The sequence below is a fragment of the Actinoplanes auranticolor genome (assembly GCF_018332655.1).
GTDB classification, from domain to species: Bacteria; Actinomycetota; Actinomycetes; order Mycobacteriales; family Micromonosporaceae; genus Actinoplanes; species Actinoplanes auranticolor.
The window spans coordinates 1-24,461 of record NZ_BOQL01000056.1; the positions used below are offsets into that span (position 1 = coordinate 1).

Annotated in this window: 18 protein-coding genes and 4 pseudogenes; 8 read left to right on the forward strand and 14 right to left on the reverse strand. The window is 67.4% G+C overall.

The genetic code is table 11. From position 1 onward, the window contains the following. Nucleotides 1–1,618 precede the first annotated feature (1,618 nt). Both Aau02nite_RS46805 and Aau02nite_RS32380 read right to left on the reverse strand, forming a co-directional pair. Nucleotides 1,619–1,816, reverse strand: a pseudogene (locus Aau02nite_RS46805) (transposase); the annotation flags it as partial. A 98-nt stretch (nucleotides 1,817–1,914) separates the two neighbouring features. Next, on the reverse strand, nucleotides 1,915–2,187 hold the full coding sequence (locus Aau02nite_RS32380; protein WP_212992405.1) for a hypothetical protein: 273 nt from the start codon (nucleotides 2,185–2,187) through the stop codon (nucleotides 1,915–1,917). A 91-nt stretch (nucleotides 2,188–2,278) separates the two neighbouring features. Here Aau02nite_RS32380 and Aau02nite_RS46810 point away from each other — a divergent pair. Further along, a pseudogene (locus tag Aau02nite_RS46810) lies at nucleotides 2,279–3,034 on the forward strand (M1 family aminopeptidase). Between the two features lie 65 nt (nucleotides 3,035–3,099). Here the strand turns inward: Aau02nite_RS46810 and Aau02nite_RS32395 are convergent. Both Aau02nite_RS32395 and Aau02nite_RS32400 read right to left on the reverse strand, forming a co-directional pair. After that, complete coding sequence (locus Aau02nite_RS32395) at nucleotides 3,100–4,521, reverse strand: non-reducing end alpha-L-arabinofuranosidase family hydrolase (RefSeq protein ID WP_246595604.1); 1,422 nt, start codon at nucleotides 4,519–4,521, stop codon at nucleotides 3,100–3,102. A 1,191-nt stretch (nucleotides 4,522–5,712) separates the two neighbouring features. Further along, a complete protein-coding gene (locus tag Aau02nite_RS32400; protein WP_212992409.1) occupies nucleotides 5,713–6,318 on the reverse strand; it encodes a TetR/AcrR family transcriptional regulator in 606 nt (201 codons plus the stop codon). A gap of 86 nt (nucleotides 6,319–6,404) precedes the next feature. On the opposite strand from Aau02nite_RS32400, the gene Aau02nite_RS32405 reads away from it, so the two are divergent. The 4 genes and pseudogenes from Aau02nite_RS32405 to Aau02nite_RS32420 all read left to right on the forward strand — a co-directional run. Continuing rightward, the gene (locus Aau02nite_RS32405; protein ID WP_212992410.1) at nucleotides 6,405–7,163 is read left to right on the forward strand and encodes an SDR family NAD(P)-dependent oxidoreductase; all 759 of its coding nucleotides are present in this window, start codon (nucleotides 6,405–6,407) and stop codon (nucleotides 7,161–7,163) included. 794 nt (nucleotides 7,164–7,957) lie between these two features. Then, nucleotides 7,958–8,554, forward strand: coding sequence for an SMI1/KNR4 family protein (locus Aau02nite_RS32410; RefSeq protein WP_212992411.1), 597 nt, complete (start codon nucleotides 7,958–7,960; stop codon nucleotides 8,552–8,554). A 412-nt stretch (nucleotides 8,555–8,966) separates the two neighbouring features. Further along, nucleotides 8,967–9,500 carry an ATP-dependent DNA ligase gene (locus Aau02nite_RS32415; RefSeq protein ID WP_246595607.1) on the forward strand — a complete coding sequence of 178 codons (534 nt, stop codon included), beginning with the start codon at nucleotides 8,967–8,969 and terminating at the stop codon, nucleotides 9,498–9,500. After that, nucleotides 9,460–9,735 (forward strand): annotated as a pseudogene (locus Aau02nite_RS32420) (hypothetical protein); the annotation flags it as partial. The gene Aau02nite_RS32415 and the pseudogene Aau02nite_RS32420, both read left to right, overlap by 41 nt. A gap of 113 nt (nucleotides 9,736–9,848) precedes the next feature. On the opposite strand, the gene Aau02nite_RS32425 reads toward Aau02nite_RS32420, so the two are convergent. From Aau02nite_RS32425 to Aau02nite_RS47920, 5 genes are all read right to left on the reverse strand, one after another. Further along, complete coding sequence (locus tag Aau02nite_RS32425; protein WP_212992414.1) at nucleotides 9,849–10,361, reverse strand: MmpS family transport accessory protein; 513 nt, start codon at nucleotides 10,359–10,361, stop codon at nucleotides 9,849–9,851. Nucleotides 10,362–10,850: 489 nt separating this feature from the next. Next, nucleotides 10,851–12,380, reverse strand: coding sequence for a serine/threonine-protein kinase (locus Aau02nite_RS32430; protein WP_212992415.1), 1,530 nt, complete (start codon nucleotides 12,378–12,380; stop codon nucleotides 10,851–10,853). Nucleotides 12,381–12,498: 118 nt separating this feature from the next. Further along, nucleotides 12,499–13,920, reverse strand: coding sequence for an amidohydrolase family protein (locus Aau02nite_RS32435; protein ID WP_212992416.1), 1,422 nt, complete (start codon nucleotides 13,918–13,920; stop codon nucleotides 12,499–12,501). Nucleotides 13,921–14,113: 193 nt separating this feature from the next. Then, nucleotides 14,114–15,163, reverse strand: a complete 1,050-nt coding sequence (locus tag Aau02nite_RS32440; RefSeq protein WP_212992417.1) for a methyltransferase — start codon at nucleotides 15,161–15,163, stop codon at nucleotides 14,114–14,116. A gap of 178 nt (nucleotides 15,164–15,341) precedes the next feature. Continuing rightward, complete coding sequence (locus Aau02nite_RS47920) at nucleotides 15,342–15,833, reverse strand: class I SAM-dependent methyltransferase (protein ID WP_212992418.1); 492 nt, start codon at nucleotides 15,831–15,833, stop codon at nucleotides 15,342–15,344. Between the two features lie 36 nt (nucleotides 15,834–15,869). Between Aau02nite_RS47920 and Aau02nite_RS47925 the strand changes: the two genes are divergently transcribed. Together Aau02nite_RS47925 and Aau02nite_RS32455 are read left to right on the forward strand one after the other, a co-directional pair. Further along, complete coding sequence (locus Aau02nite_RS47925) at nucleotides 15,870–16,040, forward strand: helix-turn-helix domain-containing protein (protein WP_212992419.1); 171 nt, start codon at nucleotides 15,870–15,872, stop codon at nucleotides 16,038–16,040. A gap of 261 nt (nucleotides 16,041–16,301) precedes the next feature. After that, nucleotides 16,302–16,841 (forward strand): TetR/AcrR family transcriptional regulator, encoded by a 540-nt coding sequence (locus Aau02nite_RS32455; RefSeq protein WP_212992420.1) that lies wholly within the window; start codon nucleotides 16,302–16,304, stop codon nucleotides 16,839–16,841. A 6-nt stretch (nucleotides 16,842–16,847) separates the two neighbouring features. Here the strand turns inward: Aau02nite_RS32455 and Aau02nite_RS32460 are convergent, their stop codons facing one another. Next, entirely contained in the window at nucleotides 16,848–18,110 is a 1,263-nt protein-coding gene (locus Aau02nite_RS32460; protein WP_212992421.1) for a cytochrome P450, read from the reverse strand. A 224-nt stretch (nucleotides 18,111–18,334) separates the two neighbouring features. Between Aau02nite_RS32460 and Aau02nite_RS32465 the strand changes: the two genes are divergently transcribed. Then, nucleotides 18,335–19,357: a helix-turn-helix domain-containing protein gene (locus tag Aau02nite_RS32465; protein ID WP_212992422.1), complete on the forward strand. Its 1,023-nt coding sequence runs from the start codon at nucleotides 18,335–18,337 to the stop codon at nucleotides 19,355–19,357. A 736-nt stretch (nucleotides 19,358–20,093) separates the two neighbouring features. Here the strand turns inward: Aau02nite_RS32465 and Aau02nite_RS32470 are convergent. The 4 genes and pseudogenes from Aau02nite_RS32470 to Aau02nite_RS32485 form a co-directional block, all read right to left on the reverse strand. Further along, nucleotides 20,094–20,606 (reverse strand): hypothetical protein, encoded by a 513-nt coding sequence (locus Aau02nite_RS32470; RefSeq protein WP_212992423.1) that lies wholly within the window; start codon nucleotides 20,604–20,606, stop codon nucleotides 20,094–20,096. A gap of 867 nt (nucleotides 20,607–21,473) precedes the next feature. Then, nucleotides 21,474–22,301 (reverse strand): annotated as a pseudogene (locus tag Aau02nite_RS32475) (IS256 family transposase); the annotation flags it as partial. A gap of 71 nt (nucleotides 22,302–22,372) precedes the next feature. Then, nucleotides 22,373–22,816, reverse strand: a complete 444-nt coding sequence (locus Aau02nite_RS32480; RefSeq protein WP_212992424.1) for a sensor histidine kinase — start codon at nucleotides 22,814–22,816, stop codon at nucleotides 22,373–22,375. Beyond that, nucleotides 22,789–24,294: a CHASE domain-containing protein gene (locus tag Aau02nite_RS32485; protein WP_212992425.1), complete on the reverse strand. Its 1,506-nt coding sequence runs from the start codon at nucleotides 24,292–24,294 to the stop codon at nucleotides 22,789–22,791. Before Aau02nite_RS32485 ends, Aau02nite_RS32480 begins: the two co-directional genes overlap by 28 nt. Nucleotides 24,295–24,461 lie beyond the last annotated feature (167 nt).

Genomic DNA, 24,461 nt, shown 5'->3' on the forward strand with positions numbered 1-24,461 from the left:
ATCTCCTGCTGGAGTACTAGATCAGCCTGATGCATTGACACCCATAGCGGTGGCCTTGACGGCTCGGACCCGCTCGCTCGGCCGGGCCGCGGCCGTCTGGCCCAGGTGGAGCGCCCCACTGGACGAACGACCTGGACCAGACGGGCGCGGTTTGGTTGCCTCCGGTGCGCGACCTGCCTCGCTGGATTAGGGCCATCCCAAAGCGCCCAGGGTGGATCGTTGACGACGACCTGTGGAACTTGATCGAACCGCTTCTGCCGCCGTGGCCGGACAAGGCACCCGGACCGCGGCCGGTCCCGGACCGGTGGTGTCTGCAGGGCGTTTTGTGATGACGGTCGCGAGATAGAGCCACCCTTCCCAGGTCGGGATGAATGTGGTCGAGACCTTCTTCGGAATTATTACCCCAAGCCATCCGCCGTGGCACATTCACCAGGGCGCCGGATCTGATCGGCGCAATCCGCACGTTCATCGACGCTTGAAAACTGCGATGCGAAACTTTTCGCCGGACCAAGACCGCCGACCAGATCCTCACCAGAGACCGCGGTCAAAGAGACCAGAAACGCGACACTTGCTTGGCCGCCGAACCAGTTACCGGAGACCTCTTCAGTTATCGACCACCGCCATGCGGTGGCCTTCAAATCGGCAGCTCAACGTTCCAAGAACACGCCCTAGATCTACCAGCAGCAGGAGCATTCCACATGCCTCTCGGCACTGATTGCCAGGACCGTGCCGTCCATCGATTTGATGGTCACCTGACCGTCGAAAATCCATCCGGGAAGAAATGAATCGTGGTAGCGGGCAGGCGCCTCGACGGTGCCATCGGCCTGAACGGTAGTCGTCTCTGCTTCAGACTCCTCCCATATCCTTTGCCCGCTGCTATCCCGGCCCGTCCAGTACGTTCGGACCACGGACACACGAGTGCCGGGCACGAATCCGCTCCCTCGGCCAAACATCTGGGCGCCGCTGTCACAACCCATCAAGGCAACAGCGGTCGGCTCTGCCGCTGATGCGATACTTTGCATCGACGGCTTTTGGCATAGGCCAGCGGCCGTGGCCGCAGCAGGAGGCATGAGTATGGACAATGAGGACGCCAACAGGCCGACCACCATCGTCGCTCCGCTCATTCGCCAGCGCATCTGAACTCCCTTTTGCTGGAGACGATTACAGTAGCTTCCGACTGGAAGCTTCACAGCGTCGAGCATAGAATGTCGTCATATATACCGGCTATATCAGTTTCCACGCAGGCTGCTGTCAACGGTTCCTGAAATTTGACCCACTAGGGATTCCGCCAAACCCACCGGGGTCATTCTTAAGGCTTACTCATTTTTCAAGAAGCCAAGACGGCGTACCGCCGGTGGGGAGCAATAAGCGCGCGACCTCTGTTCCTTCAGGAGTTAGTTCATACCATTCGTATTTGTCTGCGGGATGCGCGGCGGCACAGCCGAGCGAGTGCAGTAACGAGTCACCCCACCAGAGACGTGAGTCGCGCTTCGGGCCTCATGCGCGGCTACCAACGGCTGCAGGGGGTGCACTAGCACGGATACGGTCAGAGCCGGGCTTTCGGAGGCGACTATGTGCGAGTCTGTCTATGACCTTGGTGGCCGCACGTGACGACGGCTTGCCCGGCCGAGATCAGGCGTTGCACGACCTCGCGTAGTTGAGCGGCGGTCACCGTCGCGGCGTCGTTACCGGGGATGAGCCGGCGGGCGTCCAGCGGCGCGGTCCACGAATGACGTCCGCTCTGCAAAGCGACGACTACCGAATACGGCCAGCCCGGGACACCGATGTGGGTGTCCTTGGTGCGGCCGTAGGTATGACTCCGGTGCGCCTCGACGCAAGCTTCAGGCCATCATCGGCACTCCGCTGGACGACATCCTCGACGACATCGCCTGGTTCGAGCAGGATCCGCGTTCGCTACCCGCAAGGTGCATCAGTTCCCGGAATCGAGCGAGCGATGTCGGAACCCAGCAGGGACTTGAAGGTATCGATCCGGCGTCGGGCCTCCTCCGGTCCGCTCACGTCCTGCTCGAACCACTCACCGGGGTAGTCGTGCCAGACGATGCGCAAGGCGTCGAAGGGGCGGCCCTTCGATGCCGAGGGATTGGACCCGTCCTTCAGCTTGACCGAGAAGGAGTAGGTCGTGGCGGAGAAGCGATTGGCCGCGGGCAGCCGCGCCGAATTCTTCATGCGGGACCTGGACGTGGTGGCGAACGGACGTCGCGTGGGGCGCAGCACCCACGGCTCGTGGACGACCCACGTCTGGTCGGAGCGCGCGCCCATGGCGACCTATCTGGCCACCGTCGACGTCGGGCGGTGGCAGGTCCGCAGCGGCGCGACGCCCGGCGGGATCCCCGAGTACGTCGCAGTCGATCCTGCGCTCACCAAGCCGGATCTCGTGTCGCACTTCTGGCGCACGACGGCCGCCGTCACCGACCGATGGGCGAGCAGCTTCGGCCCGTACCCGTTCGACTCCACCGGCGCGATCGTCGTGGGGGCGAGTCACGACGGTGTACAGATCCCGTTCTCCGCGGAGACCCAGACCCGTCCCGTGTACTCGGCGGCGGACAGCGACACGATCGTCGCCCATGATCTCGCCCACCAGTGGTTCGGCGACAGCGTCGGCTTTGCCCGGTGGAACGAGGTGTGGCTCAGCGAGGACATCGCCATGTTCGCGACCTGATACTGGGAGGAGCTGAACGGCAGGGCGAGCGCCCACGACCGGGCGCGGCAGATCCACCAGGACCACCCCGAAGGCGATCCCTTCTGGAGCGTCCCCCTCACCGGCCCGGCGCAGCCGACCGACGAGGCCGGCGAACGGATCTACTTCGGCGGCGCCATGGTGCTGCAGATGCTGCGCGAGGAGCTGGGCGACACGACATTCTTCGCCGTCCTGCGGGCCTGCACGCAGACCTACCGGCACCGCACCGCGACCACGGCGGACTTCACCGCCACGGCAAGCCGCGTGTCCGGCCGCAACCTGGATGGCTTCTTCAGGACCTGGCTGTACTCCCCGGCGCGCCCGCCAGTGGCGTGAGGTGGTCGAAAGAGGCGGGCCCGGATGGAATCCGGGCCCGCCTCGTCGCATCATCTACTCGTCGATCAGCGGCGCAGGGTCAGCAGACCCGGACGGTACGGCAGGATGCCGTAGTCACCGCTCGAGTTCGGAGCGCGGCCCTGGTACAGCAGCTGCAAGTTACAGGGGTCGATGGTGTTGGTCTGGTCCGCGCTGGTGCGCAGCAGTTCACCGTGGCTGATGTCGTTGGTCCAGGTGGCACCGCTGTTGGCCTTGCCCGCGAACGGGTTGTTGTAGGTCACCGCGTTCGGCGTCCAGGTACCGCCGAGGCTGGTCGCCGTGAACGAGCGGAAGTAGCGCTCCCAGGAACTGGTCCTGGCCTCGACGATCATCAGGTACTGGTCGCGGCCCTGCACCTTGTAGACCTGCGGCCCCTCGAACAGGTTCTCCGAAGTGTCGCTCATGATGGTGGTGTAGTTGGATCCGAAGCTGCCCGGGAAGTTCCCGATCGGCATGATCTGGCGGTAGATCCTGCCGTTGTCGCCGGCGAAGAACAGGTACATGTTCTGGCTGTCACCGATGATCGTCTGGTCGATCACGCCGGTGCTGGAGTCGGTGATCTTCGCGGTCGACAGGGGCTGGGGAGCCGACCAGCCGTTGGCGTTCGCCGGGTTGGTCGACGTGCGGTACGAGAACGAGGTCGGGCCCCACTGGTGGGCGAGGACCCAGATGTTCTTCGGCGCGAAGTAGAACAGCGACGGCGCGACGGTGCCCTGGTTCATGGTGTTCTGGGTGGCCGAGCTGAGCTGGTTGAGGTTGTCGACGAGACTGAAGTTCATCGAACCCCAGCTCCCGGGGACGGAGTTGGTGTGCGTGGTGGCGTACACCAGCTGCTTGCCCTGGTACGGGGCGATCGTGAAGTCCTTGAGGGACGCCCAGCCGGACTTCGGCTGCGCCAGCGGACCGGTCGACGTCCAACGGTAGGACGTCGGCAGCGCGCACGTGGCCGGCGGCTGCGAGGTCGGCGGTGGCGACGTGGGCGTGACCGGTGGTTCTGACGGCGGCGTGACTGGTGGTGTGGTGGTGGTCGGCTGTCCGGTGCACGCGACGCCGTTGAGGGCGAAGGCGGTTGGGACCGGGTTGCTGCCGGTCGACGCGCCGTTGAAGCCGAACGACACCTCGCCGTTCGGGCCGATCGCACCGTTGTAGCTGACGTTCCTGGCCGTCACGGCGGAGCCGCTCTGAGTGAGGTCGGTGCTCCATGCCTGGGTCACGGTCTGCCCGGCGGCGAACGTCCAGGTCAGCGACCAGCCGTTCAGAGCGTCTCCGAGGTTCTTGACCGACACGCCGGCGGTGAACCCGCCCTGCCACTCGGAACCCACGGTGTAGTTGACCGCACAGCCCGCCGCGGCGGCGCTGGCCGGCAGCGCCACCGCGAGCGCAGCCGATCCCAGCAACGCGGCTCCGACCGAGGCCAGGGCGACATTCGTACGTCTGGATCTGTTCACAGATTCTCTCCCGGATAGGGGGCAGCGGCTCGCAAAGGCGGGCGCCGTCATTGTTACCGTTAACAGCCGCCACTCGCATGTTACGAGGGTGTTGCCGGACGTTCAACGCGAGCCGGCCCGAAAGTGACAAGTATCGATAAATTTTTGGTTGTCCAGCCCCGCCTCGGCCGCCAGGAGCCGTCAGAACCACTCTGCCGACGTCCACACCGGCGGGCGCTCGTCGAGCTCCGCGCCCCGGACGTGGCGTGGCGCGCCGAGAAGGACCGCCGGTCAATGTCCAACGCGATCGCCGGCCGGGGTCGCGCAGCATCTGGTCCGCGTGGGTCGGCCGCCCGCCGTTCACTGGTTGCCAAGGCCGCGGCTGAGGGCAACTTCGAGATCACCCTCACCTGGGGGGCCGACCAAGCTCATCAACCCGAGTAACAGGTACTTGAACGCGGTTCGGCTCTCCAGTCGTCAGCGGAGTGCGCTTCGGACCCTGGAGGAGTTATTCACACGTTCTGTCGCCGCTGGTCAGCAGGCTGATCCACTCGGGACGCCTTCGATTCGAGGCCACACAGAGACTGTCTCGGGTGCCGTTCGTCCCCCTCGGCGCCGGCCAAGCTCATAGGAGCGCGCGTAGTTGGCTCCTCGAGCGGCACAGGTCTCGCTTGCCGCCGCGGGCGACATGGCGGCGACGCTCCCGGTCGGTGATTCGGCTCCTGGGCTGCACATCACCCCCGGCTGCCCTTAACGAACTCGCCGGACAGCGCGCAGAGCTGAGACCGAAGCGGTTTGATGTCGCCCGGTGCCGAGCCTGGCGCGAGCCGGCGTATCGACACAAACCAATACCCCATTAGGGCAGATCGTCGACCTCGAACTATTCATAGCCTAACCGCTCCGCACCCTGCCCTGCACTCCCCCGACAAAATGACAGAGGGCATGAACCCCGACAGAACCTCGGTTCGGTCACCGCGCCTCGCGCGGTGACCGAACCGATTCCACGGCAGGCGCACCCGGAGGCCAACGACATCCGACATGTCAACGGCGCAACGGCAAGCTCGCGGGCCGAGGAGGCTAGATGCGGCCGAGGACGCGGCCCGCGAGGCCGCGGTCGTGGTAACGCGAGTAGGAGGTTCCCCCGTCGCGCAGCAACGTATCGGTAAGCGCACGCGCAGCGATGCGTAGTTGGCCACGCGCGTAAAGCGAGGCTTACTGCCCTTCGGGTCGGAGGCCGACAGCCATGAGCGCGGCGTCGGCGGCGTCACGGAGGACCGATTCGTCCATTCCGGCCTCAGTCAGCGCCTCCATGCCGCGCAGCACCGCCAGGAGATGATGGGCCGTCCGCCGCGCGTTACGGTCGGCGGGGATGTCGCCCGCGGCTTGAGCGCTTTCCACCTCAGCCTGCAGCAGGTCGGCGATGGTGGCGAACGTCTGCTGTGCCCGGGCGGCGACGTCGGCGTTCGTTGCCGCTAGCTCCGCGGTTGACTTCGCGAGCAAGCAGGCCCGCGGTGGGCCGGACGAACCACTTGCGGCGGCGACCATCATGTCGAACAAGGTCCGGATACGCGCGGCCGACGACGATTCCGGGCCGCTCAGCCGCTCACGCAAGCCTGCTGCCGCGTCCGCGCAGTAGCCGTCGAGGACTCGCTGAAATAGTGCCTGCTTGTCACCGAAGGCGCCGTACAGGCTGCCCTTGCCGAGGCCGGTCGTCCGCATCAGGTCGTCCAGCGACGTCGCCGCGAAGCCGGAAGTCCAGAACGTCTCGGTCGCGGAGCGCAGCACCTGCTGCTCGTCGAACTTCCGGGGACGGGCCACGCTGTGACGATAATGGTTCTGGACCGCACGGTCAACATATGCCAATATCTGACTGAGCAGTCCAGAACTAGAAGGAGCGACGACTCATGACCGAACTCGAAGGAAAAGTAGCCCTGGTAACCGGTGGCGCGTCCGGCATCGGACTGGCGGCGGCTACCCTTTTCGCGGCCGAGGGCGCCCAGGTCTTCATCACTGGCCGGCGGCAGGCCGAGCTCGAGGCGGCCGCCGCGACAATCGGTGCCACGGCGATCCGCGGAAACATCGCCGACCTGGCCGACCTGGACACGATCGCGGCCCGGATCGCCGAGCGCACCGGACGACTGGACGTGCTGTTCGCCAACGCCGGCGGCGGCTCCACGCTCGCCCCGATCACCGAGCTGCGCCCCGACGACTTCGACCGGGACTTCGGCACCAACGTACGCGGGACCGTGTTCACCGTGCAGAAGATGCTGCCGCTCATGCCGGACCGATCCTCGATCGTGGTAACCGGCTCCACCTCGGCCAGCCGCGGAAACCCCGGATTCGGCACCTACTCGGCTTCCAAAGCGGCGATCCGGCAGTACGCCCGGGTCTGGGCCGCGGAACTGGCCCCCCGCAACATCCGGGTCAACGTGCTGGTCCCTGGACCGACCGACACACCGGGCCTGCGCGGCCTCGCGGGCGACGAGGCGTACGTTCCTGCTCTTCTCGCGCAGATGGCCGCCACCACGCCCCTGCGCCGGGTCGCGGACCCCGCCGAGATCGCGCAGGCCGCGCTCTTCCTGGCGAGCACCCGATCAAGCTTCATGACCGGCAGCGAACTGTTCGCAGACGGGGGCGAGGTGCAGGTGTTCCCCGCCGCATAGCGGCAGACCCCGCGAACCTGTGCTTCAGCCCGACGCAATCGTCGTAAGCGAACCCGATCGAGGCGCAATTCGGGCCGCCGCACACGTTCCTGGTAGCCGGCTCGAACCACCCGAACCACGTCACCCGCGAAATCCAACGCGAGCAGCAACCGCTGCTCAGCGACGCTTTCGAAGCCGTGATAGCGACCTGTGCTCACCAGGCACTGAAGCACGGTCCGATGGCGCTGTCTGGTGTGCCACGCAAACCGGCGCACCGGCTCCCACCCCCTCAACGGAAACTCGCCGAGGTCGCGGACCGTGCAGCAAATCGCGGACATGTTCAGCGTCCCCGCTCCATCGTCTACGGCCACCTCGACAAGAACCGGATCGGCACCCGGCCCGCCGTACCCGCCACCGGCCAAGCCGCCCGAAAGGCCAACCTGCCCGTCGAACCCGGCCAGGCAACGCATCCCTTCCCGACGAATTGTCGGCCATGGCGAAGCCGCTGACACTTCGATGGCGAACTGGCGATGACCTCGGCGTGACAACCCCAGAAGGTCGATCAGGGGAGATGGCTGGTGGCAGCGTTGGCGGTGGGTCGAGGTCTCTACGCAACGCGGCCGTCGGACGGTTGTCGGAGCTGGCTGAGGTCGGACGTCCCGCGAAGCGACCGCCCGGCTCCGCGCCGGTCTGACGTGGCCGCGGCGCGCTTCCGGGCCAGCGACCGCACGACGCCGGTACCGCGGGGGTGGCCGCGCGCTACTGTCCCGACCATGGGACAGGTCACCGACGCTTGGTCGGCCATCGAGAGGTGGATGGCGAGACACGCACCGCGGAGCGCGGAGCTGCTGGCCGGCCCCGCCGACCCGGCCGAGATCGCCGCCGCTGAGGCCCGGCTCCGGGTGGCGTTCCCGCCCGAGCTGGTCGAGTCGCTGCGCCGCCACGACGGGCTGAGCCGGTGGGACAACCTGTTCCCCGGGCAGCCCCCGCTCCAGGTCGCTCAGATCGTCGCGCATCACGAAATGTGCATGGAGATCGCCGGCGACGTTGACGGGCTGGAGCCGGTCGAGGAGGGCGGCGAGCCGTGGTGGCACCCGCTCTGGATCCCGTTCGCCGAGATCGACGGCGACGCGCAGATCATCGACCTGCGACCGGGCCCCGGCCACGGGCGGCTGGGCTGGTCCTACCACGACGACCGCGGCACCTTCCGCGACGCGTGGCCGAGCCTCAGCGCCTACCTGGCCGCGACGGCCGATGCGCTCCTGCGCGGCGGCGGCACCAGCGGGTACGCCGACGGTGGACGGTACTGCTTCCCGTACCTGACGCCGGACGACACGCTGTGGTGGGCGTCTCCGGGCACGTCCGACCTGGACGGCGAGCCGCTGCGCCCGGCACCGGTCGGCCTCACCTGATCGCGGACATCAGAGCCCCGGAGCGCCGGCACCGATAGCCCGGCACGCAGCAGCGAGTCGCGGATGCCGATCAGCGCGACCGCGGTTTCCGCGCGTGCCGGCACGGCTTCGGGCATGCCGGCGGGCCGGCTACTGCTCGTCGGCGCCGTCGGGGTTACGCAGCGTCCGGTAGGTGCCCCCACGCAAGTCGGACAACGTGAACGTGTAGTGCCCGTGGACCCGGATGTGGTGGCGCACGTACGGCGAGAGCCGGGCGACGTCGGCGTCGGCGTCGGCGTCGGCGTCGGATAGCCCCGCCCGCGCAGGCCCACAAGGCGAGGTCCAGGTAGACGGGGTTCCAGAGCAGACGATCGCGTTGGTGGCCGACGAAGACCGGTACTCCGGCAGTTCTAATACCCGACGTTGCCAGCAGATGTCGTCGCCGCGGTGCGCGAGACGCTGCCGCCGGGCACCGTGGTCGACGGCGAGCCGGTCGTATGGGACACCAAGTCTGGCCGCACCGTGTTCCCGGCTCTGTTGGGCCGTATTACCGCCGGGCGTCGTCTGTCGCGAGGCGGCGGCTCGGCGGGCGAGTCTCGTGTTGTTCGACGTGCTCGCCGACGCCGGCCTCGATCTCACTGGCCGGCCGCTGCGCCACCGCCGGACCCGACTCGAGGACCTGCACGCGGGCGCGCCAGCCGCGTTGGCCGGGTGCCCGCAGACCCAGGACGTGGATCTGGCGCGGGTCTGGTTCGACGAACTCGCGGTGACCGGCGTCGATGTCCTGGTCGTCAAGGACCTCGACGGCCTGTACCGGCCGGGTCGGGCCGGATGGTGGAAGCTCAAGCGGCGCGTCACCACCGAGGCGATCATCGGCGCGGTCGACGACCCGCGTGTACTGCTGCTCGGCCGTCTCGACGACCGGGGCCTACGACCAGCGCCTGCTGCGCGAGGAGATCCGTCGTAGGGGCATCACCGTCCGGATCGCCCGTAAAGGCGTCGAAGCCTCTCACCGCCTTGGCCGGCACCGCTGGATCGTCGAAGCGTGCCTGGCCTGGCTGCTACGCAACCGCCGCCTCATACGCCGCTACGACCGCAAGGCCGAACACTTCCAAGCCTTCGCCAGGCTCGCCTGCGCCCCTACTTACCTACCGCCGACTCCGCAAAGCCACCAACTGAGACACGCCCTTAACGAAGAGTGAAGCTGAAGTCTCGAAACCGCAAGGCCTTCGTCAGAGCCAACCCTCCTGAGCGCCGGAGGCCGGGCCGATAACGACGCATCATGACCTCGCGGAGCGTACCGGCGGTGGCTGGGTCACAGCGGTGGCACAAGCTCCGAGCAGGTGGACTTCATGTAGCCGCCGACATTCGTACCGTTGCAGACTTCGACGCCGTCGACGAGCGCCCGCACCGGCTGCCCTTCGAAGCCGTTCTTCGTACGCCGGGCGGTGATCTGCACGAACGACACGGCGTGCGGTGCGAGCTCCACTCGCCAGGGCAACTGCTGATTCAACAGGGTCGTGGTTTCCGTACGTGCCGGGTCGGTGTACCAGATGTCCACTCGCCCCTCGCCCGACACCTCGTACGTGACCGCGGCGACTCGCGGGGCTCTGCTCGGCGTAGTGGCGACGGACGCGGACGGCTGCGGGGCCCCAGCCTCGGGTATTGCCTGCCGCCCGTACACCCAGACGACAGCCGCCGTCGCCACCACCAGGACGACCGCGATCCCGACCACCAGCGTGGAGCGACGGCGTCGCCGCCATAGCCGGTTCTGTGCCGTAGCGCCCACCGATTGTCCCCTCGCGTGCATCGTGATGATCGGCGACATTCTCCACAACGACGAGACGTTGCGCGATCCGCACCTGGCCTCGAAACCTCGTCGAAGGCCGCCCAAGAACCGGCCTGAACGTAGATTGCCTTCCGACCGGACACACAGGGCTCATCGAGAGCCCTACGTTCCTGTGCCCAACGACGCCTGCAGAGCGCTGATCACCTAACCGCCCGACGAGGATGGTCGCCTGCGGCAGGCGGGCGTGGCGGGTCGCGTCGGCACATGCCTGCTGGCCGCTCTCGTCGACACGACCGCTGACCACGACCCGATTGGAAGCGGCAAGAAGTTCCATACGCAGCGGGTCCACTGCCGCCGACTATCCGACCACCGTTTACATGAGAACTTCTGACGCCGGATCTTCACGGCCCAACCGCATCCTGCGATCGATGAATGCAACAGTGCCGGACGAACACCCACTACGACGGTGTGCCCGTCGGGCAGATGGGCGGATTGCCGCGGCTGCCCCTGCCGTTCGCCAGGGACGGCTTATCGAGGCTGAGTGGTGAGCAGCGCCGCACCGTCCACCGAGACGGTCGCTTTCTCGTCCTGCACGACAACCTCGACGCGACGTACACGTCCAAGCTCAGTACCGGTCAACGCGGCCTTGACCTCGTCGGTGACGCCGTCCTTGGTGTCCACGCCCAGCCGGACCTCGGTCTCGCAGAGCGACACCAGGTAGGCGTTCGCGCCGACCGTACGGAACCAGATTACCGCGCATGCTCCCGGTGTGAGGATCCCCGCGTCGACGCTGATCGCCTGGTCGTTCACGAAGGACTCCTGCGGCCCCTCGCACCGATACTCCGGTGACATCCCGGTCCGGGCCTCGAGCCGCCCCCTCGCAAAGACGCACCGGCCTTCGTCGTCGTTCCGCGTATCTCTCCATTGGCCCGGGCGGTCCAGGCGGTCGATGATCGCCAGGCCGCCCGCGGCCCGCCGCCAGGACGGCGCCGGCGAGGGCGTCGGCGCGGTCGTGCGCGCGGTGCCCGTCGCGGTCGGGTTGTCGGTCGGAACGTTCGACCCCATGCCCAGCTGGGGCAACGATTCAGCGATGACGAGACCGGCCACGGCCAGCACCAGGAGTGCCACGCCGACCAGGGCCATCCAGCGAATCCGGCTCGGTCGGGAGCCGCCGAGCGCAGGGGTCCGCTGCGCACCCGTAGCTGCCCGGAGCAGCTCCGGGTGGATCGGCTCGGTTTTGTCGTCGGCGTCCAGCAGCAGTTCAAGCAGCTCGTGCGCGGTGGGCCGCCTTGCCGGGTCTTTCGCCAGCGTCCGGGCGACCACCCGCCGCAGCGGATCCGGCAGCCCTGAGAGCTCCGGCGGCTGGGTCAGGATCCGGGCCGCGGTAGCCGCGGACGAGTCCGCGTTGAACGGGGTGCGCCCGGTGCCGGCGTACGCCACCACCGCACCCCAGGCGAACACGTCTGCGGCAGGACCCACCGCGCCCCGATGACCGGTGTCGAAGCGTTCCGGCGCCATGTAGGCGACCGTCCCGACCATTTGATCGGTACGGGTGTGCTGACTGGTCGCCTCGAAGGCGCGGGCGATACCGAAGTCGATGACCTTGGGGGTGCCCAGCGCGAACAGCACGTTGGCCGGCTTGAGGTCGCGGTGGATCACCCCGGCACCGTGGATCGCGGCGAGTGCGGTGGCCACCCCGACCGCGACGCTGTGCAGGCTGCCGCCGGTGAGCGGGCCGTGCTCGGCGATCACCTGCGCCAGGCTCGGCCCGTCCACGTACTCGACCACCAGGTACGGCGTGCGATGGTCGGGGTCGGCGTCGAGCACCTCGGCCGTGCAGAACGGCGGCACCTGCCGGGCCCGGTTGACCTCGCTGCGGAAACGATCGCGGAACTCGGTGTCGTCGGCGTACTCGGGCCGAATCATCTTGACGGCGACCAACCGGCCATCGGCGTGCTGTCCGAGGTAGACGGCGCCCATGCCTCCCTGGCCGAGCCGCTCGAGCAGCCGGTAGCCGCCCAGCTCGACTGGATCCCCCGGCAGAAGTGGATCAGTCACCCGCGGGACGTTACGTCGAGGGCCTCAAGCCGCTGGGCCGCGCCGCGCGGGTCAAGCGGCGCGCGGCAGGGCGTCGAAGTCGCGTTGGTCCTTGCGTCTCCCGCGAAGTCCATCGTGCTCAACTGGCCAGGTTGGCGAGAGCGAGTGCCGTCACACCGTCGAAACCGTCGGTCGGTGTTGCCGGAAAGCGCCCGCCGGAGGCACGGACACGGTCGAGCACTCGGGCCGCGGCCTCGTCGGCTTCGGCGAGCAGCTTCGGCAGGTCGTGGCCGACCAGGACGCCGTCACGTTTGACGAACTCGCCGTCGACGAGCACGTGCCGGACATCGGTCGGCGTGGTCTGGAAAATCAGCGTGCCGGCGCCGTCGATGACTGGATGCTGGCCGATGCCCGGGCCGCCGACCACCATGAGGTCCGCTCGCTTGCCGACCGTGATGCTGCCAACCTGGTCGCCGAGCCCGCACGCCTCCGCGCCGTTGATCGTCGCCCACTGCAGCGCCTCAAGCGTCGTGGTCGTGACCTGCTTGACGTCCTTGCCCGCCAGATTCAGATGCTCGGTGTCGGCCCAGCGCTTGAAACCCAGCCCGAACCGCGCCTGGGAGAACAGGTCCCCGTGGTTCAGCGACACCACGTCACACGACAGTGTCGGCTTCACACCGTGCTCGACGCATTGGGCGAAGACCGGCCGACCCATGCCCATGTTGAGTTCCGTCTCGACCGAGATCGAGACCTTGGCACCCGCATCGGCCAGCCGGGTCCACTGCTCGCCGGTCAGCGTGTTGCAGTGCACGAGCAGCAGATCGGAGCCGAGTAGGCCGGCCCGGGAGAGCTCGTCGAATCCGGACGGCATCTGCCACACGGTTCCCATGTGGGTGGCGATCAGCGCCCCGTGCTCACGGGCGACCTCGATCTCCCTACGGGTGTTCGAGAACGGCACCAGACCGGGCTCGTTCAGGGACACGCCGAGCGTGACCCGACCGGCCCCGCTGAAGTAGCCGGCGGAGATGCGCTCGAAATCCTCCACCCTCTTGCCGTGGTCGGTGAAGTACGGCGGCCCGAAAGGGCTGCTCTCGAAGAAGCCGTAGCAGAACTTCGCCCGCACTCCGGAGTCGAGCAGCCCCGTGACCGCGGCGTCGGAGTGCTCCGGAGTGTTGTTGCAGTGCGAAAAATCGAGCATCGTCGTGACGCCCGCATTCAGGGCCTCGAACGCACCAAGTTTGTTGCCCAGGTACACATCCGCAGGCGTGTAGGCGGGCGAGACCGCGAGACGGATGCCGTAGAAGTAGTCCGCCAGGGTCCAGTCCACGCAGATGGCCCTGGCCAGGGTCTGCCAGGTATGCCGATGCGTGTCCACCATGCCCGGCGCGATCACGTGCCCGGACACGTCGACCACCTCGGTATCCGTTACGTCGAGATCCTCGCCCACCGCGACGATGACTCGATCTTCGATCAACAGGTCACCCCGTGGCACCACGCCGACGGCAGGATCCATGGTGACAATCTGAGCGCCGCGGAGAAGCAAACGCACGGACATGATCATGATCCGTTCTCTTCATTGAGCGGGCAGAATGAAGCCGAGGAGCACGGTGAGACCGCAAGCACGTCCTCGGCGGAACTCTTGCCGGCCAGCAACATCGACCGAGCTAGGCCTTGCACTGTCGACGGTGTGCTTGCCGATCACGACCGTAGGCACTGATCTACCCTCCGGCTCAGATGCCGGCGCACACTACTATTCACACCGCTTCGATCTCGATCAGGCTGTAGAGCGACCGCGTCGGGCTGACCCCGGTCCGGCGCCATCCCGACGCCGCGAACAAATCGTCGAATTCGGCCAGTTCCCGCTCCCGTCCGTCGTGCATGGCGAGCATGTTCATGTCCAGCAGCGCCACCGTGCCCGGCTGGGCTCCGCCGCTGATCAAACCCTCGACCACCAGGGCACGGGCACCCGCCTGGGCGCTGCGCCGACAATTGCGGAGGATTTGCAGGCAGTCATCGTCGGACCAGTCATGCAGGATCCACTTCAGCAGGAAGTAGTCGGCCGGCGGAACCTCCTCGAAGAAGTCTCCGGCGACCGCGGTGAACCGATCAGTCACCCCGGCCTCCCCGGCGGCATGCCGCGCGCCGTCAACGGCATGCGGCAGGTCCAGGACAACGCCTTCGATTCCCGGGTTCGCCCGCATCAAGCCGAGCAGCAGCATGCCGTTTGCGCCACCGACGTCCACAACGCGGCGGGCGGCACCGAGATCGAGAAGCGCGACCGTGTCCTCAACCACCAGACCCGTCATGTTCGACATCGCCTTGGCGAACAACTCCCCTTCCTCGGGATGCGCGGCCAAGTACTCGAACATGCCGGTGCCGATCGCCGATTCCACCTGGGTCCGCCCGGACCGGACCGCGGCCGGCAGCGTCGCCCACACCTGCCACATCCCGTTCGCGTTCTGCACCAGAGCCGCGTTCCGCAGCGAACCCGGGACGGTTTCGCGCAGCAGACTGCCCAGCGGGGTCGCCCCGAACCGCCCATCGCCGAGAACGTCCAGCAACCCGAGAGCCACACCGGCACGCATCAGACGGTACGTGGTGCCGGGATCGCTGCCCTCCAGCTTCGCGATCGCATCGGCGCTGTCGGCACCGGCCACCACGTGATCGACGACCCGCAACTCCGCCGTGGCGCGGACCGTCTGCGCCACCCAGTGCCCGGTGAGCATCTGGAACAAGGTGTCGACGTTCCGGCCGATTTCGGCCTCGACGGCACTCGTAGACGGCAGGGACCCGGACAACGGCATGTGACGGTTCCAATCGCTAGAACTCTCAACTGACGAACAACGTTGTCCACCGTAGGTTCGCCGTCATGCACCCGTGTGCCGATGCCTGCAGACCTCTTGCCGTTCCCTGCAGGATCGGCCATGAGCCGCCGCGGCCTGGGCACGTGCCGGCCGTGCAGAAGGCCGATCCCGATCGGTTCTACCCCTCGACCGGCAGAGCGTTGCTCGTTTCGGGCCCGATGGCCGCCGGTGTCAGAGACGGCGGGCGATGACCCCCGTCTGAAGCGGCCCGTATGCGGAGACCGAGACGAAGCCCGCCGCCTCCAGCTCGGGACGAATCTCGGCGGCGTTCGGGGCTGGGATATCCCAGGCGTGCAGTCGCAGGACGTTGATCGAATTCTCGCCCTCCGACCCGGCGGGGCACGTTGGCAGGACCGGCGCGACCAGGATGCCGCCCCGTCGCAGCGACCGTTACGCGGTGGCCAAGGTCTTCCCGGCTCGACGCCGGGAAGTAGAACTGGCTCCAGAAGACCATGTCGAATGGCTCAGGGTCGCTGAAGACGGTGGCGTCGTCGACCACGAAACGGACCCGGTCGGCCGAACCGAGCGCCTCGGCTTCGGCCCTCGCCCGCCGGATCAACTCGGCTTGGACGTCCACGGCCACGGCGGTGAGGCGCGGGTAGAGCTGCATCAACGTGAGGAGGCGACCGCCCAGGCCGCAGCCCAGTTGCACGGGCTGATCCGCCGGCGCCGCCTGCACAAGGCCCGTAGCGACCTCGGCACCCCCGACCGCAGCCAGCTCCCGATCGCCGCCATTGCCACGAGCTGGGGGTTCGTGGACGCGGGGCATTTCAGCCGAGCCTTCAAGGCCGAGTACGGCCAGACAGCCACCGACTAACGCAGAGGAAAGCGGGAGGCGCGGCCGTCTGACTGGCCGTTCGGACGCCGCGATCTATCAGTGACGGTCACGACCCAGATCTCATTAGCCGGATGACGGTGCGGAACATGGCGATGATCGGTGATCCGCCGTCGAGGATCGGTACCAGTTCGTGGGTGAGGCCGAGCCGAGGCGGTACCGTGCGGTATGGCTAACCTGTCGGCGGGCGCACCGCCACGCCGGACTCAGGCGCAGCGGCGGGCCGCGACCAAGAATGTGGTCTTGGAGGCCACGATCGACTGCCTGGTGCAAGACGGCTACCACCGGTTGACGACTGGCCGCGTCGCGGATCGGGCGGGTGTCTCCCGGGGGGCGCAGCTGCATCAGTATCCGACCCGGCAACAGCTGGTCGTGGCTGCCATCGAGCACCTCACCGAACTGCGGGCTGCGGAGTTGCGTGCCGCCGCGGATCGGTTACCCTCCGGAGCCGATCGAACGACCGCCGTACTGGACCTACTCTGGTCGCAGTTCTCTGGACGGTTGTTTCAGGCCGGGGTCGAGCTTCTCGCGGCGGGGCGAACCGACGCCGCGCTTCGGGAGGCGTTAGTTCCGTTCGAGCGGCAACTGCGCCGCATCAACCGCGGTGTGCTGGCCCAGCTTTTCGGTCCGGAAGTGACCGAGCACCCGGACTACCGTGAGATCGTCGGCCTGGTGGTCAACGCCATCTATGGGGCAGCGCTACTGCGGGTGGTCCAACCGAATCTGAACCTCAACCCCCAACGCGACCTGCTCGAACGCATGGTGCGCATGCTACTGGGATAGGACGCCCTACTCCATCCGCAGCGGCAGCCGGCTCAGGCCCCAGATCGTCATGAACGCCTGCCGCTCCGGTGGGCCAGCCAGCTCGATGGTGTGAAAGCGACGCAGCAGCTCGGTGAAGACCATCCGCGCCTCCAGCCGGGCGAGCCCGGCTCCCAGGCAGTAGTGGATGCCGTTGCCGAAGCTCAGTGGCGGCGCCTCGGCGCGCCTGAGGATCAGCCGTTGCGGCTCGGTAAAGACTCGCGGGTCGTGGTTGGCGGCACCGAGGACCACGAGCAGGAACCGGTTCTCCGGAACGATCGTGCCGTCGGGTAGGACGATCTCCGCGCTGGTGACCCTGCTGGAGGCCTGGACCGGCGAGTCGTAGCGCAGCATCTCCTCAACGGCCGACGCCATCATCGACGGGTCCGCGCGCAGCGCTGCGAGCTGGTCCGGATTTTCCAGCAGGGCCAGCATGCCGTTGCCGATGAGGTTGGTGGTCGTCTCGAATCCGGCGGTGAACAGCTGCACCAGCGTGGCCACCAGCTCATTCTCGCTGAGCCGGTCGTCGTCGTCGCGTGCGCTGATCAACGCGGAGGTCAGATCTTCGCACGGGCGTGTCCGGCGTTCCCGGACCAAGTCCTTGAAGTATGCCTCGAGGGCGTCCGCGGCAACGTCGGCTGCGGACAGGTCGCCGCTGTCGGCCAACGGCTCAACCACGGCATTGAGGTCACGCACCATCTGCTGGAAGCCCGGCTGTTCCGCGGCCGGAACCCCGAGCATCCTGCCGATCACCGCGACCGGCAGCCGGAACGCGAGCCCCGCCATGAGGTCGACGACCGCACCGTCGGCGGCGCGCTCGGCGAGGTCATCCATCTGGCTGGTGAGCAGCTCCGTGATCGCCGGCGCCAGCCCGGTGACCGACCGCGGGGTGAACGCCTTGCTGACCAGGCGCCGCAGGCGGGTGTGGTCCGGCGGGTCGACCATCAGCATCGTGCGGCCGATAAGCCGTCGCGACGAGTGTTCCTCGACGCGCGGCAAAATCGATCGGCCGTCCGGCCGGTTACGCCTGGCCGCGGGGTGGCGTAGCACCGCGTCGGCCGCACGGTAACCCGTAACCAGCCGGCCCACGAGCCGGGACCGGTGAAACTCGCCGAGCCCGTGCAGCTCGGTGTACAGGGCACCCATTTGGCTACGGCCCTGCGGCGTGAGGACGTCCGCGAAGATCTCATCGGCCGTGCGGTCTGAGCGGTCGACATCAGTCACCATGGTCAAACAGTCCCAGTCCCGCAAGATACAGTCAACCCTGCTTGTAAGTCATGGGCGTAGGTCATAATGTGCTCACCAGCAGCTGTGGCCGAAGTCGCGCCGCTGCCCGCCTAGTCGATCCGTCGACGGGCTTCGCCGGGCCGGTTGGCGCAACCCGTACTAGTGCCGTAGGGGTGGGTGTGGCGGCGTATCCTGATCTTCATCGATCCCGCGCAGCGGTGGCCCCTCGTCGGCAGAACGCCACGGTCGTGAGCCAGCACAGGATCGACCAGTGGACGGCGGTCCTGGCGGATTCGTATTTGATCGTGCGGGTGGATCCGCCGGGCCGGACGGCCGATGTTCTGGACACTGCTATGGAACTGCACAGCTTGGGCGTGTTCGCTGCGCTGGACAGCAACGGTGGCCAGGGGATCCGCTCCGTGTGGCGGCCGAGCGGTCCGATGGATCCGGCCAACACCATCGCGATGATGGTGGTCGAGTCCGGACGGGCGGTGGCGGAGTATGAGCAGCGCAGTTTCGTTGTCGTGCCCGGCGATGTCGTGTTCTGGGATGGTGGGGTGCCGCTCGCCCTCGAGGTGACGGAGACGGTACGGCGGCGGATCCTGTTGTTTCCCAGGGCCTCGGCCGTGCGGTTCTGCCCTCGGTACGAAACCCTGCTGGGCCGGGCGATCGCGGGCCGCGGTGAGCTGATTGGCACCCTGTTCGAAGTGGTGGATCTGCTCCGTCCGCGGTTGGGGGAGATGGCCGTGACGGTGCGCCAGGCCGCCGCGAACCTGCTCGCACAGCTCGTCTCGGGACTCGATCCGGAAGCCGGCCGGCCGAACAGCGAGCCAATGCTGGAGGCGATCCTGCGCCACATCGACGACCACCTCGGTGATGCCGACCTCAGGCCGGCTGGAATCGCTGCCGCGCACAACATCTCGGTCCGGACCCTGTACTCGTTGTTCGCCGAGGTCGGCTCGCCGGTCAGCGCCTACATCAGGCAGCGCCGGCTCAGCCGCAGCTACCACGATGTATTGCACGATGACGGCGAGTCGATGGGGGTGATAGCGCGTCGCTGGGGATTCACGAACGCGGCCCAGTTCAGCCGGCTCTTTCGTGAGCGGTACGGAATCCCGCCGAGCCATCTACGTGGGCTGCGGAACCCCATCGGATTGAACGTCCCGGCCGACCGGCAACCCAAGAGCACCCGCGGGCAGACAAACTCCTATGGTTCGAGGGTCTTCCGTGGCCCACCCGGACGGCTTGAAGTAGTCCCACCAGTCGAGTGAATCGGATTTTGTGACGGCCTGATGTGGCCCCAACGGGCCGGGAACGGGAGTATCGACTCTCCGTAGTGGAGGCCGTCGGGTGGCCCGTTCGCGTGTGGAGTTGTTCGAGGCGATTCGCCGGGGCTACCGGCGGGCGTCTCACTTCGTGGTCTCGCGGAGCGGTATGGGGTGCATCGGCGGGTGGTGCGGCAGGCGGTCGATTCGGCGGATCCGCCGCCGGCGCGGAAGGCGCCGGCGCGGGCGGCGCCGAGGCTGGAGCCGTTCAAGGCAAGAAGGCAACGCAGGCGCGCCTCGGTCTGACCGAAGCGCCGCCACAGCGAATGAGCGAGGAACAGGTCGCGGCAGTCGTGGAAGCCTTCGGCGGGTTACTCGGTCTGCTTCGACAGGCAGAGCCGCATGACCGCGCGGAGATCTACACGCGCATTGGCCTGCGGATGAACTACCGTCCGGGCACCGAGACGGTGCTCGCAGAGGTTCGATCGACTAACGCCGATCGTTTACCGATGCGGTGTTTGAGAGGGACTTGAACCCCAACGAACGCACTGCCACTGACCTAGGATAACACTATCTGTCCGGGTATGACACCGTCAAACTTGTAGCCCTGTGTGGCTGATTGTGGCCTGCGCGCTCAAGTGGTGTTCCCCGCGGGAACACCGATGATCTTGGAACCGGAGTCCATCCCTCGTCGTCCAGGATGAGGCGCCGGCGCAGTTGACTGGTCCGACAGCGGTCGTGCTCAGCCGCGTTCCCACACGGCGACGGCATCCCCGTCGGGTTGCGCCACCCAGCCCAGGGCCTCAGGTCGTGCGGGGGTGCCGGTGAACGTCAGGGTGAGCGCGGCGGTGCCGGCCCCGAACCGTACCGGCTTGCTCTGCTCCGCCTCATTCTCCCAGCCCTGGGCGTCGTAGAGGATGAACATCGCCGGGTCGACGATGATCGGACGGGTGGCGGTGACCTCGAGGACGGCCGTGGCGGAGTGAGCCGACCAGGTGGTCGAGGCGAGCGTCACGGTGGCGACCGGAGTGGACCTGCGGGTGACGGTGACAATGCGGCCGTTCTGCGCGAACGCGAGCGACGGGTCGCTGTCCTTGATCGCCGGAGGTGCTGGCACGGCCACGCTCGCCATCGGGGTGGAGGCGACCACGGCCGGCACGGGCTGCTGGCCCGCCGAAGCGACCCCGATGGAGTTGAGCGACGCGGCAGCCGCCAGACCGATGACCACGAACGCAACGCCAAGGGGCTTCTTCATGGCTCCACCCTATCGGGACCAATCTATTCCGCCGCCTCCGATCCCGAGAATCGGCCGGGAGCTCGCCGACCGGGAGCGGGAGAACGATGCCCGTGGGCGGCCCGCCGACCGAACCTCGATGACGAGACCGCCGCGTGGTGCTGTCCTGCCCAGCGGGACAGGAGCGATGGGATCGTCGCGGCTGTCGCTACGCGGCGTCCGGTAGCGGCATCGACCGGCCGTCGACGTTCAGCTGCACGTTTACCGACAACTTCGACACTCGGCTGCGTCTGTCCTCTCCCGCTCGGGCAGAAAGGACCGGAACGCAGCAGCACCGGGTCAGGACCCCAGGATGGGTACCTGGACCGGCGTCCGCATCCCAGGGATGCCACCGCGCGCTGCGGCGCATCGCGCCATCAGCACCTCAGTCCAGCTGGTCGTCGTCAATCCCTGTCACCGGCCAGTGGACGCGACTGACCGGCCAACACCAACGATGGGATGAATCAGCGAGTCGCGTCGTCCTCACCGCGAGGCAAACCGACTCTGGCCAATATGGGCGTCGTCGTTGCAGTGAGGTGATCTGATCATGTCCGACACCACCACTCCCCCGGACCCGCATGACAGCCCGGACCTGTTCACTGCTTTGCTAATTAGGTGAGACGACAGAGAGGCGACACCATCAGCAAGCCCATCCTCTGGCCCACGGCGAAGCAGTCGCCGATGCCGCCGCCCGGTCCCCATTCCTGTACGAGCTCGGGGCCACCCAACGAAGACGGCATCGCCCGACTGAAACGCCACCGCGGTGTCGCCACCTGCTACGACAAGTTGGCCGTCCGCTTCCAAGCCGGGAGTGTCAAGAAAAACGGTGTAACTCGATCTTGTGATGGGTTAGTTGCGGCCTGCGGACAGGCGGCCTTCGAAGGCGAGGTCGAAGGCGTTGAGGGCGGGTTTCCAGCGCATCGTCCAGCGGCGGTGCCCGGCGCCGGTCGGGTCGAGGGCCATCACGGCGAGGTAGACGCATTTCAGTGCGGCTTGCTCGTTCGGGAAGTGCCCGCGGGCCCGGACGGCCCGGCGGATGCGGGCGTTGACGCTCTCGATGGCGTTGGTTGAGCAGACGACTTTGCGGATCTCGGCGTCGAACGCGAGGAACGGCACGAACTCGGCCCAGGCGTTCTCCCACAACCGGACGATGGCCGCGTACTTCTCACCCCAGGTCTCGGCGAACTCGAGGAACCGTTGCTCGGCGGCGGCCTCGGTGGGTGCGGTGTAGACCGGCTTCAGCGCTGCGGCGATGGCGTCCCAGTGCTGCCGGCCGGCGTACTTGAACGAGTTGCGCAGCAGATGGACCACACAGGTCTGGACCACCGTCTTGGGCCAGACGGTGTTGATCGCGTCGGGCAGCCCGGTCAGGCCGTCGCAGACGGCCATCAGCACGTCCTCGACACCACGATTCTTCAGCTCGGTGCACACCTGCAGCCAGAACTTGGCGCCCTCGCCGCCGTCGCCGGCCCACAGCCCGCCGATGTCGCGGGTGCCCTCGCCGGTGACCGCCAGAGCCACGTAGATCGGCCGATTCGCGACTTTTCCATCCCTGATCTTGACGTTGATCGCGTCCAGGAACACGACCGGATACACCTTGTCCAGGGGCCGGTTCTGCCACTCGGCCATGCCATCCATCACCTTGTCGGTGATCGTGGAGATTGCCTGCCGCGACACCCACTGAAACCCGCGCGCAGAAACCGGGGCCCGAACCCCTGCCCAAACGGGACCGCTACTCGCGCTCAGAGTCAGGGTGTCGGCGGCACGATGGCGGAATAGCGATCAAGCGGTACTTCAGCGCGGTCCGTGCTGACCGCTTCGGGCAAGGCGCATGGTGGTGATGACGTGGGGCGATGGCCGACCGCGTCCGCGGGCAGCGTGATGGTGAATCGAGTGCCGCCGCCCGGGTTGGCCTGAGCTTCGATGTGGCCGTGATGGCGCTCAATAATGCGGTGGCAGATCGCCAGCCCGAGACCGGTGCCGCTGTAGCCTTCGCTGCCGCGGGCACGCCGAAAGGCGTCGAAGACCGTGTCGTACTCGTCGTCGTTGATGCCGATCCCGCGGTCGGCGACGGTAATCTGCCAAGCGTCGACGGTATGTCGCCGGGCGGAGATCTCGATACGGGCCGGCCGTCCGTGCGGGGTGTACTTGATCGCGTTGCCGATCAGGTTGTCGAGGACCTGACGCAGCATTCTGCCGTCACCGGCGACGGTGGGCAGGGCGCCGACGTCGATGCCAGGCGGTCCTCCGAGTCCAGGTGCGAAAGGCGTTCGGTGACGATCTCCGCGGTCAGGGCGGCGAGGTCGACCGGTTCCCGGCGTATCTCGGCATTCTCCGCAGTGGCGTAAGCCAGCAGGTCGTCGATGAGATCGGACATGCGGCGCAGCCCCGACTCGACGCGGTGCAGGTAATAGCCGGTTGAGTCGTCGAGGGAGTCGCGGACGTCGTCGCGCAGCAGCGCAAGGTAGCCAGTGGTGGCGGACAACGGCGAGCGCAGGTCGTGCGCGACCACACCGGCGAAACCGGTCAGTTCGGCGTCGCGCCGGCGTAGCGCGGCCTCGACCTTCTCACGGCGGGTGATGTCCTCGTGCAGCGCGGCCGTGGCTTGCATCACGCGCTTGACGGCGCGGTCACGTGAGGTTGCCAGCACCACCACCAGGCCCGCGAGCAGCACGCTGATGATGAACCCGCCGGCTCCGACGGCCTGTACCAGCTGGCTCTGGCTACGCTCGATCAGCGCTGTGGTCGGCTGAACGGACAAGGTCCATCGCCGTTGAGCGACCTGAGCCGAGACCACGCGGGCCGGTCCGCTGTAAGGCTTGCCGGGAGGGCGCCATTCGGCGACGGGGATGCCGGGCCCGGCGGTGGAAGTGTCCAAGAGCTTGACACCCGCTTTGTCCTGGGCGACTCGTGACAGCACTTGCGACAGGAAGTCGCCGCCGCGTACGCCCATGAGCAGCCATCCGCGGACGCTGATCGCGTCCGGCGCGGCGCCGACCTCGTACACCGGCGCGGTCAGCACGAACGACAGCTGCTGTTCGCCAGCCGGCGCTGCGCGATCGCGTAGCAGCACGTAGGTGCGACTCGCGGTCACCTGCCCGGTGTCGCGGGCCATGTTCATCGCCTCGACCGCCTCGGGTGAGGCTGCCGTATCGACACCGAGAATGGCGGTGTCCGGGTCCAGGCTGCGGCTCAACACCACGAACCGGTGCTCGGCCGGGGTAGGTCGCGCCGGTACGAGGCTCAGCGTGGTGCTGCCCTGGCGCCGCCATTGCCGCTGCAGTTGCGCCACCTGGCCCGGCGGTGAAGCCACCACGAAGGAGATACCTGTCGCCCCGGAGAGCCGACCGCGGCTGACGGGCCGGGTGATGGCGGCGAAGTCCGCTGCGGTGAGGTCCTGCTGAGCACCGACCGCCGCCGCGACGTCGAGCAGAGCATTCACATATCGGCGCCCCTCGGTGGTCACCGCCGTGACAATGGCATCGGTGCGTCCGTTCAGAGCCTCGGCCTGCACCCGACGCTCGGCTCGCTGCAGCCCAGTCACCGCTACTGCCGACATGGCCAGACCCCCTACCAGCACTGCCACAGCGAGCGCAATCCGCCACGCTCCGGGCAGCCTCGCGCGCCAGCCGGCAGCTCGGACATGCCAGATGCGCCCGATCTGCCCCATGCTTATCAGGCTAGGACCTGCATCCGACGCGCATGGCCGATTCGACGACCGAACAACAGCGCACTCGCACCGATCGGACGCCGGCCGATGCGATGATTCAGATGTCGGCGCCGGGCACCGCCCGGAGGGTTCGTGCAGAAGCCGCTCACAACAACTGTCCCCGACAT

Bases quoted from the DNA above. Each gene is read 5' to 3' on its own strand.
- Aau02nite_RS32435 (WP_212992416.1), bottom strand. From the start codon at position 13,920: ATGATCATGTCCGTGCGTTTGCTTCTCCGCGGCGCTCAGATTGTCACC.
- Aau02nite_RS32410 (WP_212992411.1), top strand. From the start codon at position 7,958: ATGGCGAGACACGCACCGCGGAGCGCGGAGCTGCTGGCCGGCCCCGCC.
- Aau02nite_RS32440 (WP_212992417.1), bottom strand. From the start codon at position 15,163: ATGCCGTTGTCCGGGTCCCTGCCGTCTACGAGTGCCGTCGAGGCCGAA.
- Aau02nite_RS32425 (WP_212992414.1), bottom strand. From the start codon at position 10,361: ATGTCGCCGATCATCACGATGCACGCGAGGGGACAATCGGTGGGCGCT.
- Aau02nite_RS32485 (WP_212992425.1), bottom strand. From the start codon at position 24,294: ATGGGGCAGATCGGGCGCATCTGGCATGTCCGAGCTGCCGGCTGGCGC.
- Aau02nite_RS32405 (WP_212992410.1), top strand. From the start codon at position 6,405: ATGACCGAACTCGAAGGAAAAGTAGCCCTGGTAACCGGTGGCGCGTCC.
- Aau02nite_RS32480 (WP_212992424.1), bottom strand. From the start codon at position 22,816: ATGCTGCGTCAGGTCCTCGACAACCTGATCGGCAACGCGATCAAGTAC.
- Aau02nite_RS32470 (WP_212992423.1), bottom strand. From the start codon at position 20,606: ATGAAGAAGCCCCTTGGCGTTGCGTTCGTGGTCATCGGTCTGGCGGCT.
- Aau02nite_RS47920 (WP_212992418.1), bottom strand. From the start codon at position 15,833: ATGCAGCTCTACCCGCGCCTCACCGCCGTGGCCGTGGACGTCCAAGCC.
- Aau02nite_RS32380 (WP_212992405.1), bottom strand. From the start codon at position 2,187: ATGAAGAATTCGGCGCGGCTGCCCGCGGCCAATCGCTTCTCCGCCACG.
- Aau02nite_RS32415 (WP_246595607.1), top strand. From the start codon at position 8,967: ATGTCGTCGCCGCGGTGCGCGAGACGCTGCCGCCGGGCACCGTGGTCG.